The following is a 12,566-nucleotide window of genomic DNA, read 5'->3' as shown; positions in this document are numbered from 1 at the left end:
GCACCAATGGACCAGCCGAGCAAAATGGAGAACCTGCAGTTCGCGCAAGGGATGCTGCGGGAGCTTCGGCAGAAAGCCGAAGCCGACGGCCAGAAGCTTCTGACCTACCTCATCGACATGGCCTACCTTGAAGCCAGCGACCGCATCCGTGCACATTGGGTCGGCAATCACGAGCCCGAAAACCGCAGGGCCAAGGGGTAGTGTCAAGGGTAAACCCGAAACGGGGCTATGGTTGCCCCCACGGAGCGTTTGATCAGACGCTTGGGGCCGGCGAGGCCACCGGTCAGTTGGCAATACCGGCTGAGAGGTCAGCCAGAACCTCCCTCACCCGAGTCTCGCTGACGCCGCGCGTGTCCTTGACCCAGCTGGGCGTCGAAAGCGGCGGTTCGATAAAGCGAACATGGTTGTTTACAGGCCCATGCACATAGGGGCGATTCAGCCCGTAGATGAGCGCGCATGGGACGTTCAGGGCAGCGGCGGCGTGGGAAATCCCGCCATCAACCCCGAGGAACATGGTCGACGCAGCGATTTGGCACATCGCGTCAGCAATCGACGGGGTCGAGGTGAAGTCGATTGCCTCAGGAATGGCGGCGCGGATTTTTGCGGCACCGGCGTGCTCGCGCGGTCCGCCTACAATCCAGATTGCCCAGCCGCGATCATGATGGTCTCTGGCGATCGAAATGAAGCGCTCGACGGGCCATGAGCGGAAATTCTCAATGTCGGCAGTATAGAGCGCCAGTGCCGGTCGGTCGGCATCGATCTTCTTGTGCTGGCGCCATTCGTCCAGTTCGGCCGGATCGACCACAAGCCGGGGCGCCGGCCACTCTGCGCCCGAAGCCGGCTTTTCGCCAAGCGAGGCAATCGAGCAGACCTCCTCGAACAGCCGCGTCTTGCGGGGTCCGAAGGCCCATAGATGGGCCAACCAGCCGGCGGGGAAGCGATTGAGGAGGCCGAATTGCAACTCCTGCGGATAGCCGATGCGCTCCTCTATTCCGGCCATGAACGCCATCAGCGCCGCCTTGGTGCTGCTGGTCATCAGATAGGCCGTACGGTAATTTTCCTTGCGCAACTCGCCAACCAGGCGGCTGCGCTCGCCAAAACCGGGGCGCTGATGACGCTTGGCAAGCGCCCAGCCCTTCCTGACATGCGGCATCAGGCGCGCCAGCGGCGCTGCAACGGGCGAGGTGACGACATCTATGGGGCGATCAGGAAATCGCGCGGCAATGATCTGGATGGCGGAATGGCAACGGACGAAGTCGCCGACCGCGGGGAAGCCGACGAAGAGGATTGGATCGCCGGTCGTCAAGGAAGCGCTTCGCCGTCAAGGATGCGGGCATAGAGATCCAGATAGCCGCGCGCCGCTTTTTGGATGGGAAATCTCGTCGCGGCCGATTCGCGGCATTGCTGAGGCGTAAGGTCGGCGACGGCCTCGAAAGCGGCCGCAAATTCTTCATCGGTCTCAAAGAAGCGCCCGCTGTCGGCATCGACCGTCTCGGGCAATGCGCCTCGCGTCGTCGTCAGCACCGGAGTGCCGCACAACATGGCTTCGACCGGTGCGTTGCCGAACGGCTCCTCCCAGGCGATGGGGTTGAGGAAGGCTCGCGCTTCGCCGAGAAGGCGAAGCTTCGGCTCGCCGTCAACGATTCCGTGGAAACGGTATCGCCTGCCAAGGCTCTTGAAAAACAACCCTTCGCGGCGGGTCTGACTTCGGCCCAGCAGTTTCCAACGCGAGCCACCGGCGATATCGAGACCGAAATCGAATTTTTTGGCGAGATCGACGGCGCGGTTGAGGCCTTTGCTTGATCGTGCAATGCCGGCGAGAAATAGCAGGCGGTCGCCCTTTGCAGCCGACAAACGATAGGCGTCCACCGGAAAGCCATTGTAGACGAATGTCTCGCGCCCATGCTGGCGGGCATGATTGGCGCTGATAAAGCTCCAGTTCGCAACTGGCATGGGCTGGTCCGGCATAAAGCCGCGCTGCGTATTCAGCGTTGGAAATGGCACCTCGACGGGCCAACTATGGGTGTGGACGATTTGCGTGTCGCGCGGAATGGCTGCCCGGCATTCGGCATCGGTCGAAGCGTGCCGGACTTCGAAGAGCGGGTGGCTGGAGCCAGGGCCAGCGATCACCACGACTTCGTGTCCGAGACGAACCATCTCCGTGGCCAGCCATTCGACCTGACGCTGAATCCCACCGTAACCTCGGCAGGGTATTACGCCCTTCAAAACGAGCGTCACCCGCATTGACCTTGCCTCACAATGCTCTCAAGACGGCCCAGTTGCGTCACGGGCTGGGCATTGTCAAGGTCGCGCCAGCAACGCAAAAAGCCGCGGCGGCCTCGACTGGGTTACGGAATCGTTAATCAGCGCTTGCTACTATGCCGGATGACCAAGAATCTCGGCAATGCGCCCACGACCATCTCCAGGCAACAGCCAAAGACCTCCGCTCTTGGTCGGCTGGCGCCCGCCCTGTTTCCCCTTGTGGTCGTCGCGCTTGGATACATGATCGGCCGGCAATTCTTCGGCTTCTAGGGCGACTCGACTCGTCTACCCGCGCACGGTTAAGCCTCGCGCCTCGCCGGGGATGCAGTCAATGTCCACCCAACCTCCAAAATCAACCGGCGGCACGTACGCCGCTACCTACTGCCCCGCACGTAAGCAAATTTTGTGCAATCACGGGAACGTGATATTCACTGATTACCGGACAAAGGGGGCGCTGATGAGGTGTCTGGTGATCAATCTTGATCGTTCTCGCGATCGGCTGGCGCATGTCGCGTCCGAGTTCGGCCGGATCGGAGTACCATTTGAGCGTGTCTCCGCCATTGATTGCCCCGATTGCTGCTCTGTCGCCAAAAGCCCGCTGAGCGCTGCTGAGGTTTGCTGTTCCTGAGCCACCGCTCGTGTTGGGAGATCGTTGCGGACGGCGCGGATCAATATGGCGCGGTTTTCGAAGACGACGTCGTTTTCGGCGCTGGCGCCGGCTCGCTGCTTGCTTCCGATCGATGGGTGCCACGCGATGCCGATGTGATCAAGCTGGAAACGCATTTTGCCAAAGTGAGGGTCGGACGCAAGGAAGTCGCTCTCGATGATGGGTTTTCGCTTGCCAGACTTTATGGCCTGCACGCGGGCGCCGCAGGCTATGTCCTCTCCAGATCGGCAGCGCAAAGATTGCTGCGCAGGACCATGCATCTGAGAGGAGAGGTCGACTTCGTTCTTTTTCACCCAGGATTCATGACCTGCTCGCTCAACCGAATCTATCAGATCATGCCGGCGCTTTGCGCACAGCACCATTTTGTTTCGGGACGAGAGCGCCTTCCAAGCCTAGTGCGACGGCCCGGGAGGCGGCCAAAGCCGTTTCTCGATCGAATTGTCGGAGAAGCGGTGCGAACCTTCGCCTATCTTCGAAACCAGAGCCTGGCCGGAACAAAGAAGATCGAGGCCGTCGCGTTCTCAGACTCTGAGGTCGACGGCAAACCCGTCCACGGCGCGTTCGTCTATGGGCCCGAGCACGGCCACCTCTACGAGGCGGCCGGCCTACCGATCGCGCGGAAGAATAGTTCGACCGCCAGATAAGCAGACGATAGCGGCTGCGTTACGAAACAGCCTTTTCGCGGACCGGAAGCTTCCAGCCCGGCCTGACAAAGTGGCAGGTATAGCCGTTGGGGTATTTCTCGAGATAGTCCTGATGCTCTGGCTCCGCCTCCCAAAAATCGCCCGCCGGCGCAAGCTCGGTGACGACCTTGCCCGGCCACAGTCCAGAGGCATCGACATCGGCGATGGTGTCTTCGGCGACGCGCTTCTGCTCGTCGCTGGTGTAGAAGATCGCCGAGCGATAGCTCATTCCGACATCGTTGCCCTGGCGGTTCCTGGTGGTCGGATCGTGGATCTGGAAAAAGGATTCGAGCAATGTGCGAAAGCTGATCCTAGCCGGATCGAAAACGATCTCGATGGCTTCGGCATGGCTGCCGTGGTTGCGATACGTGGCGTTGGGCACATCGCCACCGCTATAGCCGACGCGGGTGGAGATCACGCCGGGATAGCGCCGGATCAAATCCTGCATGCCCCAGAAACAGCCGCCGGCAAGGACTGCACGTTCGGTGGACGTCGCCATATCATACCTCCATTGGATTGCTCCTTAGGTAGGCATTGTCGCCGGCTTCTTCCAGCATCTCAAGTGCATCACTCGTTGCCGGCCGAGCCGAACCGCCGCACGATGACCTCGAAGACGATGTCGGAAATCCACATGGCCGAGACGCCGATCAAAAAGGCGGCGGCGAGCGTCGTGGTGTCGTCGGCCGGATCGGGGATAGGCATGCCGGTTGCCCTGAACCAGGCGACGGCAGGCAGCGTCAGATACGCAGCCGCCAGCGCCCCGCAGATCGGCGAGGCAATCATCTCGCGCAGCTTGTAGCGATGGCGCGACAGTGCTCGCAGCACGCCGCCAGCTAGCCCGGCGGCGACGACCGGCCCCTTGATGCCGAGCATGTCGAAGAGGTCGTGCATCGGCTAAGGCCTCCATCCGCAGAGCTTTTGTCCCTTGCGGTTGTGCGCCAGGAGCGCTCTCGCCTCGGCGTCCGACAGGACGTCGACGGCTTCGGCCGACAGGCGCAGCGGGCTCGAAATCGCGCAGAAGCCGCCCGAAGCAGTCGTGCACCCGGCAAGCGCCACAAGCAGCGCAAGCATCAGTCCCTTGCCCATGATTTCAGCTCCTTTCGAACAGCGTCCGCCGGCAGTGCGCCGACGTCGTTCTGCACCTGCTCAGCGACCGCGCGCGCCGCGGCCTCAGCGGCCGCCAGTTTGCCGCGCTCGGCCCTGGCGCCGGCCAGCCGCTGGTGAGCGCCCCAGCAAAGGGCGGCGATGACCGATGCCAGGAAGCCCAGCAGCGCTTTGTTGCCAAGCAGGACGGCGAGGAGCGCGCTCACAGCAGCCACCCGGCGACAAGCCCGGCGGCAAAGCCGATAGCATAGGGTTTCGCGGCTTCGAGATAGGCGATGAGCAGTTGTTGAAACCCTTCCATGTCAGTGCTCCCAGCCGGATTTGCGGGCCAGCCAATGCCAGGTCTCGGTGACCGAGGCGATGGCGAGACCGGCGGCGATCTCCAGACCAGCTTGAATGTCGGGGTCGGAAGAAAATGCCGCCGCGTCGTCGGCGCCGAGCAGGCCACGCGCGACCAGAACACCGGCGCCGTAACGCAAGCCGATGCGGATGAAGACGGCGATCATGTCGAACTCCTTGCGAAAATCGATTTCAGGATTTGAAGCAGCGCACGCCAGAACGGCAGGCGTTCGACGGGGCTGACGCGCCCGCCGGTAGACACCGGCGGCATCGCACTGCCGGGCTTCGGCGAGAGCGCTGATGGCTGGGGCGGGGTGCCCGGCAAAGGTGCCGCGGGCTGTAGTGCCGACATCAACAGCGCCTGGGAACGGACCGACCGGATGCGATCGCTCCAACCCTTGCCGAAAACCGGCCAGGTCGGCAGCCGCCGCAGGAATGCCAGGCGGGCATCGCAAAGATCGTCGATGACTGCGCCCGGTGGCCTGGCGCCGACAGCTTTGAGCGTGGCCGGGCCGATCCTGCCGTCCTGTGCGGTGCCAACTGCCGCCTGCAGATATTTAGCCGCCCTGCCCGGCCCACTGTTCACGGCGAAGTCGAAGACGGCATAGTCGACACCGCCGGGAAGCTCGGCGCCCGCAGCGGCATCCCAATAGAAGCGGCGATAGACCGTGGCCACCTGAGCATCCGTGATATGGCGAAGGTCGTCCTTCGTCGAATCCGCCTTCACGTAGCGGCGGAAATTGGCCAGCGTCACGCCCTTCATGGTTGCGCCGCCGGGATCGGCCGGACTGTCGGACCAGCCGCCTTCCGATTTGAGGACGAGCGCAAGCGCCCGCGCGAAGTTGCGGTCCATTGGGGTTTTCCTTTCTGCCCGCGAAAGGCAGGTTGTCGATTTGCGAAGCTGCTTGCGGTTAGGCGTCGATCATCGAGACAACGTCGCTGGAGACCTTGGCGGGGCGGTATTTGGTGGCGTCGGCCGGAAAGGAGATCGGAACGGCGAATCGAGCGACGGCACCATTGCCGTCGGCGCCGCTGCGATGGTGATCGAAGATGCACCTCCGTATGCAGTGTTAGGAAGAATTCCGGCAAAGGTGATCAAGAAGCGCTTCGACGACGAAAATAGCCGAGGCTTATTGAGATTCGGTGGTGGATTGGGCAGACGCCATATCTCGAAAAGAGAGAGCGGCCTTTTGATCTTTCTTTTGAAGAATTCACTGGAATTTATGCTAGGCCCATGCCCTAATGACAAGCCGCCAGCTTGCATTGGTAATATTTAGAAATCCACCAGTGTCTTTGCGTGTAATCTGAACGGCACTAGAAGCCTGCGACCCAAATCTAACGACCATATTTGTAGCATCGGGAACGACACTTAGGCCTCGATTGGTGCTTGCTTCGTGCGATCCAATCGAGACAGGTTCTTCGTCTCCAATAGAATAGCCACCCTCAGCAGTGGTGCACTGTAAGAATGCAAGGTAATTTTTCGGCTTCACCCCCAGCCCATGAGCCAACGTCAGCGACCCGCCGGATGTGATGGTCTGTTGCGGGCTTTCATAAAACTTCTGAAGCAACGCCGTGGACGACTGGACATAGCGTGCATCCTGTTCGGCCTGCGACCATTGCAGCTTGATCCATCCTCCCCAGGCACCGCCAGCCTGCCTGCGCCGCCATAGCTTTTGGTCTGCCGCCGTAGTGTCGTTGACGAAATCATGCACCGTCTGCGTCCGGTAGCCAGTGCTTCCGTGCGCTTCCACAAACCCCAGGAACCAATTTACGCCGTCTGGCGCATTAGCCGCCGCCGAGGCCATATACCAGCCGTTGTCCAGGGCGTTGTTCCAATCGGTGATCGTCTGCGCGACGACACCAAGGTTGGGTCGGCTATCAAGTTTCAGATCAAACCCAGCCTTGACGAACCCCGTTGTAGCCAATTGCGTGGTATTCGTTCCAGGCGCTGCGGTCGGCCCCGTTGGCGTCCCGGTAAATGTCGGGCTGGCCTTCGGCGCCAGGCTGGACACCGCGATCCCACTATCCTTCCCCACCTTGCCCGTGGTGCCCGCGAAAGTGACAATATTGTCGGTTGCCGAAGACGCAGGCCCCAAAAAATCTCCTACTCCCGTCCCGTCGGCGCCTCTGTCGCCGGCACGGTCGAACATCAGCCAGATGCCGTTGGCCACCGTCGGCAAAGTGCCGGCGCCGCTGACATAGGCGAGCGTCAGTTTGCGGTAGCGCGTCGCCGCCATCAAATCGTCGCGCAGCTTGACCACATGGCCGTCCTTGCGGTGGTAGAGGCGAAACTCCTCGAACCAGGGCAGCAAGGTCGAAAACACCTTGAAGCGGCCGGACTGCATGCGGTCGAGCATTTCCATCAGCCCGGCCTCGACCGAGACCGAGCCGTCGGCAAAGCGGGCGTGGCCGGTGAGCATGTTCAAGCCGTGGGCGGCATATTGCCTGGCGAGCGCCGTGCCCGCCCCTTCCAGCGTCTCGCGGCGGCCGTCGCGCGGCCAGGCCCAGGGCAGCCATTCGCCCCATGGCTTCAGCGCCAGCACCTGCATCGCCGGCGTCTGCTGCGAGGCCCTGGCTGCTTTGGTGACGTAAACGATATCAGCCTCCGTATCCCAGGCGAGTTCGACGGCGGCCGAGGGATGGTCCCATCCGAAATCGAGCGCGCCGATCCGCGGCCAGTAGCGCGGCAGCCGGAACGGCTCGCAGGCGATCAGCTCCTCGGCAATGGGAAAGATGCGGCCGGAGCCCAGCACCGGAATGCCCTTGGCCCTCGCTTCGCGCTCATGTTCGGGATAGGCGGCGATGATCGCGGCACGCTCGGCCAGTGAATAGTGTTCGGCATCGTCGATGGTCATGAAGGTGACGTGACGGGACAAATGGCTCACCTCCGGAATCGATTCAGGATATGGTCGTATGATCTTGTGCGCACACTATGTTTCGGGCCAAGCGCGACGGCTCTTCCTTCTCCCCCTGTGGGAGAAGGTGGCCTCGCGAAGCGAGGTCGGATGAGGGGTGGTCCAGGGAACGCCAACGTCTCACTCCGCTGGAACACCCCTCAACCGTCTCGGCGCTAAAGCGCCGATCCACCTTCTCCCACAAGGGGAGAAGGAAGAGCGCTCACGTCACCCGCCGTCAAAAACCGCAGCACCACATCGCTCATGCCGAGCAGCGGCGTGAACGTCACCATGGTGATGCCGCCCGTCGCGTTGGTGCGCGTCAATCCTTCGGAATAGATATCCAGCGGCGGCTCCTCGTCGAACCAGACGCCGTGGAGGGTTTCGCCCTGCCACTTTTCGCGGCCCTTCTCATAAGACTTCGAACGACAGCACCGATTCATCGGCCTGGACATCGCCGCCGCCGCCCCAGCGCACCACGATGCTGTCGAGCGCGCCCGGCGCGCCGCGGCCCATGGTGGTGTGCAAAATGGCGTCGGCCGGGATCATGCCGGTGCCCCAGGCCGCCTGCTGTTGAGGCGGGCCGACCAGAACGCGCTGCGGGTTGTCGCGCGTGCCCTCGCCCGTCACGCCGGCAGCCCATAGCCTGACGGCGGCGTCGAAGGTCTTGCCCTGCCACCACGCGGGATAGCGGCCGGTGAGATGCATGGCCCATTCGGCGCCGCCGGCCCTGGTCTTGCCCAGCTGGTTGCCGGCCATGAACAGACGTTCCCGGTTCTGCGCGCCGGCGGCGTGAAACTGCGCCTGCCTGGGATAAGGCCGGTAGGCGGCAAGCTGGTTAGTCCTGCGCCTGCGGTCCAGCTCCTGCAGCAGCGCCAGATAGTGGCGGCGCGTCTTCAGGCTGGTCGCCAAACGGCCCGAGGACGGCTTCGAGGCCACGGATGCGGCGGCGGATCTCGTCATCGCTCAGGGCTTCCAGATTGTCAGATGAAACATGCAAATCCTTGGCCAGATCCTTGGGCAGCACCGATTGCACGATCTTCAGATACTGGTCGGGCTTGTCGGCCCGGACCGCGGCAATCACGCCGGCGCCATGGGCGCGGAAATCGGCGCGAACCGCGTCGAGGAAATCATCGCCAAGCGTCTTCTTCGTCCGCTTCGGCTTGGCAGCGGCGGCAGTCGCCTTGCGGCCAGGACGAGAACGCGGCGCCGTCCGGTCAGCCATGATCCGAGATCCCGGCGGGCTCGGCGGTCGCTGCCTGCTTCGCCTGCTTTGCCGGCCTTGCCCGCTTGATCTTGCCGGACTTGATCTTGCCGGACTTGCGCCGTGCCGATTTTGGCCCTGACCGTTTTGGGGCGGCCTTGCGGGCTGCATCAGCGGCCGGCGCGTGGCGCTTTCCGGCAGACGCGGCTTTCAGGCTTGCCCTGGCGATCGCCCTTGCGTCGTGCGCGCCGCGCGGAAAGCCGAAGCCGCCGATGGCATCGACAGGACCACCGCGAACCATGCCGGTCAGCACGCCCGGCACGACCGGCTCGATACGGCCGATGCGCGCCTGCGGGGCAGCGCCCTCGAACACGCCAATGGCGCTGACGACCTCGCGGCCGTCATCGTCGGTGATGATGGTGGCATAGCGGTTGGACAAGGGAGGCTTCGCGGATAAGGCAGAATGAACCGAGGATAGCGTTCCTTCACGCCCCCCTCTGTCCTGCCGGACATCTCCCCCTCAAGGGGGGAGATTGGCAGCTCCATGGTCGCGACCAATTTGCAGCGCTGACGATTGGCGAAAGCAAGGCGGCAGTCCATCTCCCCTCTTGAGGGGGAAGGCCAGAGGGGGGTGCTGTCCCGCCGACATCCGATATCCGCACGTTGTGGGCATCAGGAAAACAAAACCCGCCTCGTGGGCGGGTCGGTGGCGCAAATCAGCACCATGGACAAATCATAGCAAAGCTGCCCTCACCCGTCAATGCAGATAAGAAATAATTCCTACTCCGGTCAAAGCCTCGTCCTTGGCGGCGGCGCGCATTGCGCGAGGGCCGCATCGATGGGATGCTGGGTCTCGTCGGAGAGCGCAATGAGCGATGTGACCAGTCACTATGGCAGCGGCGGCATTGTCGAGCGCATCCTGTCGGCTGTGCCGGACGCAAAGGCCGGCAGCCTCGCAGCCAAACAACTCTATCCGTTCGATCAGCTTCATGGCCGCGAGCTGATCGCCACGCAGGACCATGCTGCGCGTCTTGCGCCCTCCGCCGGCGATCGGGTTCTGGACATCGGCAGCGGCATTGGCGGCCCGGCCCGGTTCCTTGCCGAGACCTATGGGTGCAGCGTCGACGGCGTCGACCTGACGCAGGCGTTCGTCGAGGCATCCCGCCGATTGACCGAGCTCTGCGGCCTCGGCGACAAAGTGCGTTTCCATGAGGCCGATGCGACAAGGCTGCCTTTTGCGGACGACACATTCGACGCGGCGATCTGCTTCTATGTCGGCATGAATATCGCCGACAAGGCGGCGGTCATCGGGCAAGCGTGGCGCGTACTGAAGCCGAAGGCCAGGCTTGTCTGGACCGAGGCGGTGCTGGCGGACGGCGAGCCTCACTATCCCTTGCCTTGGGCGGTGTCGGCTGTGGCCAGCCATCTCGTCGACCGCGAAACCCTGAAGGCTCTGTTTGCTTCAGCCGGATTCCAGGTCGACGACGTCATCGACGAAACCGGCGATCACGTCGAGCTGGCGTTGAAACGGGCAAATTCCAGCATGGTTCCGTCGCCCGCCCAGCAGCAGGCCAATGAGATCGTGCTCGGCGCCGAGTTCGTGCATCGGCGAAAAAACTACATAAGCAGCCTGAGCGAGGGAAAACTCGCCTCACTGGCCGTTATTGTTTCCAAGCCGGCATGAAACAAAAACCCGCCTCGGCGGCGGGTTGCTGGCGCAAATCAGCACCATGAAAAAATCATAGCATAGCTGCCCTCACCGGTCAAGATATGTCAGGAAATAATTCCTACATCGACATCGATCGGAGACTCGGCGATGCTAGCGCTACCACATCCGGCGTCAAGTCATATGCATATGTTCTAAAGTGCCATGCCGTCGGCGGATGTTGTCTGATAATTTGCCCTTTGGCATCAAGGGGGCAAAAGAAGCCATGTCTGAGGACAAAATCCGAAATATAAATCTGACCGCCGACATCGTCGCGGCATTCGTGCGCAACAATTCAGTGCCTCCGGATAGCCTGCCGGCGTTGATCGAGAGCGTCAATGCAGCGCTCGCGGCCGTGGACAATCCCGTTGCTCCGCCGCAACCTGCGCCTGAGCCCGCGGTCAACCGCAAGCGCTCGGTAACGCCGAATTTCATTTACTGCCTCGAGGATGGCAAGAAGTTCAGGTCGCTGCGGCGTCATCTCGGCTCCGCCCATGGCATGACGCCGGAAGCCTATCGCGCCAAATGGGACCTGCCCGGTGACTATCCGATGACGGCGCCCAGCTACGCCGCCAAGCGCTCGGAGCTGGCAAAGGAGTTCGGGCTCGGCATCAGGACACCCGAGGCCCCGGCCGCCAAGGCGCCGGCCAAGAGCAAGACCAAGGCGTAAAGGCACGCCCCCTCCGTGCCGTACGCCTGCTGGAGGACGTCGTGGTGGCCGGAGAGCCCAATGACGTTCGCGTGGAACGTGTCGACCGCCGCCAATGGGCGGTGCTGGTTGCCGAGAATGGCACGGTACCCAGCATCTGTTCATGGCCCAGGAAGCGGCCGAGGAGTTTGCCGACGGCGAGCGGACAAGGCTCGGCCTTCCCGCCAGGCCGCCGGCGGCGGATCCGCTGGCCTGAACAGTCCTTCAACGGGCTGCAGGATACAAGACGCAGCCTTCGACAGGCCGTCTAGCGACTGGTCATTAGCTGGCTCTTATGGAATCATTCCACTCCAACTCGGGGGAGAGCGGGATGGACAAACCAGCCATGGCATCCGTGTTCAGGATGCGGCAAGGCCAGCCACTGTTTCGGGCGTTCGCAGCGTCGGCCAAGGCCAGGCCGATCCGGTCATCGGCAGAAGGCCGCTCGGCGAGGCGATCCGCTTCGTCATCGACGCCCATCCCCATTACGACATCAGCGGCGTTTCGATCGCCTATGGCGACGGCTCGGCCCCTCGCCTCGGCAGCCGGGAGGTCAAGGCGCTGTGGGCCGAATATGGCCGCCGCTGGATGGAAGAGTAGCGCAGGCCATCAGCCGACGCCTATCGCTTGCATCCCCGTCCGGATCGTAACAGCGGCTCATGCGTTGAGCCTGAGCCAAATGGGAGCAACAGCCATGAACGTCGCCAATCTGCAACTCGAAGGCCTGCTGATGGCCGTCGCTTCGATCAATCAGGTGCTGGTGCGCAAGGGCCTGCTCACGGTCGAGGATATCGACATCGCGCTGCGCAAGGCCGAGGCCATCGAAACCGGCGAGGAGCGGTCCGACGGCATGTCGGAGTCCAACCGCGACGCCGTCAACTTTCCGATCCGACTGCTGGAACTGGCCAATCAATGCCAGCCGGAGGCGGACATGCCGTCCTTCTCGAAACTGGCCCGCATGGTCGGCCAGATGAAGGAACCCTACAACGACCAGATGTGAGGCGGTCTGCCGACGCGGGG

Annotated in this window: 17 protein-coding genes and 1 pseudogene; 5 read left to right on the top strand and 13 right to left on the bottom strand. The window is 62.6% G+C overall.

Annotated elements, in window-relative coordinates; all coding sequences use genetic code 11:
• The first annotated feature begins 6 nt into the window (after positions 1-6).
• Positions 7-201, top strand: a complete 195-nt coding sequence (locus tag NKH38_RS12250) for a hypothetical protein (RefSeq protein ID WP_023689885.1) — start codon at positions 7-9, stop codon at positions 199-201.
• A gap of 82 nt (positions 202-283) precedes the next feature.
• On the opposite strand, the gene waaF is transcribed toward NKH38_RS12250, so the two are convergent.
• Positions 284-1,306 (bottom strand): lipopolysaccharide heptosyltransferase II, encoded by a 1,023-nt coding sequence (gene waaF / locus NKH38_RS12245; RefSeq protein WP_352760406.1) that lies wholly within the window; start codon positions 1,304-1,306, stop codon positions 284-286.
• A complete protein-coding gene (locus tag NKH38_RS12240; protein WP_023808296.1) occupies positions 1,303-2,244 on the bottom strand; it encodes a glycosyltransferase in 942 nt (313 codons plus the stop codon). The genes waaF and NKH38_RS12240 overlap by 4 nt, the downstream gene beginning before the upstream one ends.
• Positions 2,245-2,877: 633 nt before the next feature.
• On the opposite strand from NKH38_RS12240, the gene NKH38_RS12235 reads away from it, so the two are divergent.
• The gene (locus NKH38_RS12235) at positions 2,878-3,573 is read left to right on the top strand and encodes a glycosyltransferase family 25 protein (RefSeq protein WP_352760403.1); all 696 of its coding nucleotides are present in this window, start codon (positions 2,878-2,880) and stop codon (positions 3,571-3,573) included.
• 19 nt (positions 3,574-3,592) lie between these two features.
• Here the strand turns inward: NKH38_RS12235 and msrA are convergent, their stop codons facing one another.
• The 10 genes and pseudogenes from msrA to NKH38_RS12185 all read right to left on the bottom strand — a co-directional run bounded on the left by msrA (position 3,593) and on the right by NKH38_RS12185 (position 9,592).
• Entirely contained in the window at positions 3,593-4,111 is a 519-nt protein-coding gene (msrA, locus tag NKH38_RS12230) for a peptide-methionine (S)-S-oxide reductase MsrA (RefSeq protein ID WP_023694663.1), read from the bottom strand.
• Between the two features lie 68 nt (positions 4,112-4,179).
• Positions 4,180-4,503 carry a hypothetical protein gene (locus NKH38_RS12225; protein ID WP_023689880.1) on the bottom strand — a complete coding sequence of 108 codons (324 nt, stop codon included), beginning with the start codon at positions 4,501-4,503 and terminating at the stop codon, positions 4,180-4,182.
• A 3-nt stretch (positions 4,504-4,506) separates the two neighbouring features.
• The gene (locus NKH38_RS12220; protein ID WP_023671459.1) at positions 4,507-4,698 is read right to left on the bottom strand and encodes a hypothetical protein; all 192 of its coding nucleotides are present in this window, start codon (positions 4,696-4,698) and stop codon (positions 4,507-4,509) included.
• The gene (locus NKH38_RS12215; protein ID WP_023684348.1) at positions 4,683-4,922 is read right to left on the bottom strand and encodes a hypothetical protein; all 240 of its coding nucleotides are present in this window, start codon (positions 4,920-4,922) and stop codon (positions 4,683-4,685) included. The genes NKH38_RS12220 and NKH38_RS12215 overlap by 16 nt, the downstream gene beginning before the upstream one ends.
• A gap of 96 nt (positions 4,923-5,018) precedes the next feature.
• Positions 5,019-5,222, bottom strand: a complete 204-nt coding sequence (locus NKH38_RS12210) for a Pam3-gp28 family putative phage holin (protein ID WP_023689878.1) — start codon at positions 5,220-5,222, stop codon at positions 5,019-5,021.
• The gene (locus tag NKH38_RS12205; protein ID WP_352760396.1) at positions 5,219-5,908 is read right to left on the bottom strand and encodes a glycoside hydrolase family 108 protein; all 690 of its coding nucleotides are present in this window, start codon (positions 5,906-5,908) and stop codon (positions 5,219-5,221) included. The genes NKH38_RS12210 and NKH38_RS12205 overlap by 4 nt, the downstream gene beginning before the upstream one ends.
• A 373-nt stretch (positions 5,909-6,281) precedes the next feature.
• Positions 6,282-7,940 carry a phage terminase large subunit family protein gene (locus NKH38_RS33330; RefSeq protein WP_502896589.1) on the bottom strand — a complete coding sequence of 553 codons (1,659 nt, stop codon included), beginning with the start codon at positions 7,938-7,940 and terminating at the stop codon, positions 6,282-6,284.
• A gap of 202 nt (positions 7,941-8,142) precedes the next feature.
• Positions 8,143-8,849, bottom strand: a pseudogene (locus NKH38_RS12195) (terminase large subunit domain-containing protein); the annotation flags it as partial.
• Entirely contained in the window at positions 8,788-9,174 is a 387-nt protein-coding gene (locus NKH38_RS12190) for a hypothetical protein (protein ID WP_023819036.1), read from the bottom strand. The gene NKH38_RS12190 and the pseudogene NKH38_RS12195, both read right to left, overlap by 62 nt.
• Positions 9,167-9,592 carry a hypothetical protein gene (locus tag NKH38_RS12185; protein ID WP_352760393.1) on the bottom strand — a complete coding sequence of 142 codons (426 nt, stop codon included), beginning with the start codon at positions 9,590-9,592 and terminating at the stop codon, positions 9,167-9,169. Before NKH38_RS12185 ends, NKH38_RS12190 begins: the two co-directional genes overlap by 8 nt.
• A gap of 429 nt (positions 9,593-10,021) precedes the next feature.
• On the opposite strand from NKH38_RS12185, the gene NKH38_RS12180 reads away from it, so the two are divergent.
• Both NKH38_RS12180 and NKH38_RS12175 read left to right on the top strand, forming a co-directional pair.
• The gene (locus NKH38_RS12180) at positions 10,022-10,837 is read left to right on the top strand and encodes a class I SAM-dependent methyltransferase (protein WP_352710109.1); all 816 of its coding nucleotides are present in this window, start codon (positions 10,022-10,024) and stop codon (positions 10,835-10,837) included.
• Positions 10,838-11,084: 247 nt separating this feature from the next.
• A complete protein-coding gene (locus NKH38_RS12175) occupies positions 11,085-11,528 on the top strand; it encodes a Ros/MucR family transcriptional regulator (RefSeq protein ID WP_023671447.1) in 444 nt (147 codons plus the stop codon).
• 300 nt (positions 11,529-11,828) lie between these two features.
• Here NKH38_RS12175 and NKH38_RS12170 read toward each other — a convergent pair whose 3' ends face one another.
• Complete coding sequence (locus NKH38_RS12170; protein WP_352760388.1) at positions 11,829-12,026, bottom strand: hypothetical protein; 198 nt, start codon at positions 12,024-12,026, stop codon at positions 11,829-11,831.
• 214 nt (positions 12,027-12,240) lie between these two features.
• Between NKH38_RS12170 and NKH38_RS12165 the strand changes: the two genes are divergently transcribed.
• Complete coding sequence (locus NKH38_RS12165) at positions 12,241-12,546, top strand: hypothetical protein (protein WP_023671444.1); 306 nt, start codon at positions 12,241-12,243, stop codon at positions 12,544-12,546.
• The last annotated feature ends 20 nt before the right edge of the window (positions 12,547-12,566 follow it).

The organism is Mesorhizobium sp. M1078 (assembly GCF_040318615.1).
Classification (GTDB): domain Bacteria; phylum Pseudomonadota; class Alphaproteobacteria; order Rhizobiales; family Rhizobiaceae; genus Mesorhizobium.
The sequence above is the reverse complement of the archived record's forward strand: the minus strand, read 5'-3'. Positions and strand labels throughout refer to the sequence as shown.

Bases quoted from the DNA above. Each gene is read 5' to 3' on its own strand.
- NKH38_RS12250 (WP_023689885.1), top strand. From the start codon at position 7: ATGGACCAGCCGAGCAAAATGGAGAACCTGCAGTTCGCGCAAGGGATG.
- NKH38_RS12240 (WP_023808296.1), bottom strand. From the start codon at position 2,244: ATGCGGGTGACGCTCGTTTTGAAGGGCGTAATACCCTGCCGAGGTTAC.
- msrA (WP_023694663.1), bottom strand. From the start codon at position 4,111: ATGGCGACGTCCACCGAACGTGCAGTCCTTGCCGGCGGCTGTTTCTGG.
- NKH38_RS12225 (WP_023689880.1), bottom strand. From the start codon at position 4,503: ATGCACGACCTCTTCGACATGCTCGGCATCAAGGGGCCGGTCGTCGCC.
- NKH38_RS12220 (WP_023671459.1), bottom strand. From the start codon at position 4,698: ATGGGCAAGGGACTGATGCTTGCGCTGCTTGTGGCGCTTGCCGGGTGC.
- NKH38_RS12210 (WP_023689878.1), bottom strand. From the start codon at position 5,222: ATGATCGCCGTCTTCATCCGCATCGGCTTGCGTTACGGCGCCGGTGTT.
- NKH38_RS12205 (WP_352760396.1), bottom strand. From the start codon at position 5,908: ATGGACCGCAACTTCGCGCGGGCGCTTGCGCTCGTCCTCAAATCGGAA.
- NKH38_RS12190 (WP_023819036.1), bottom strand. From the start codon at position 9,174: ATGGCTGACCGGACGGCGCCGCGTTCTCGTCCTGGCCGCAAGGCGACT.
- NKH38_RS12180 (WP_352710109.1), top strand. From the start codon at position 10,022: ATGAGCGATGTGACCAGTCACTATGGCAGCGGCGGCATTGTCGAGCGC.
- NKH38_RS12175 (WP_023671447.1), top strand. From the start codon at position 11,085: ATGTCTGAGGACAAAATCCGAAATATAAATCTGACCGCCGACATCGTC.
- NKH38_RS12170 (WP_352760388.1), bottom strand. From the start codon at position 12,026: ATGGGCGTCGATGACGAAGCGGATCGCCTCGCCGAGCGGCCTTCTGCC.
- NKH38_RS12165 (WP_023671444.1), top strand. From the start codon at position 12,241: ATGAACGTCGCCAATCTGCAACTCGAAGGCCTGCTGATGGCCGTCGCT.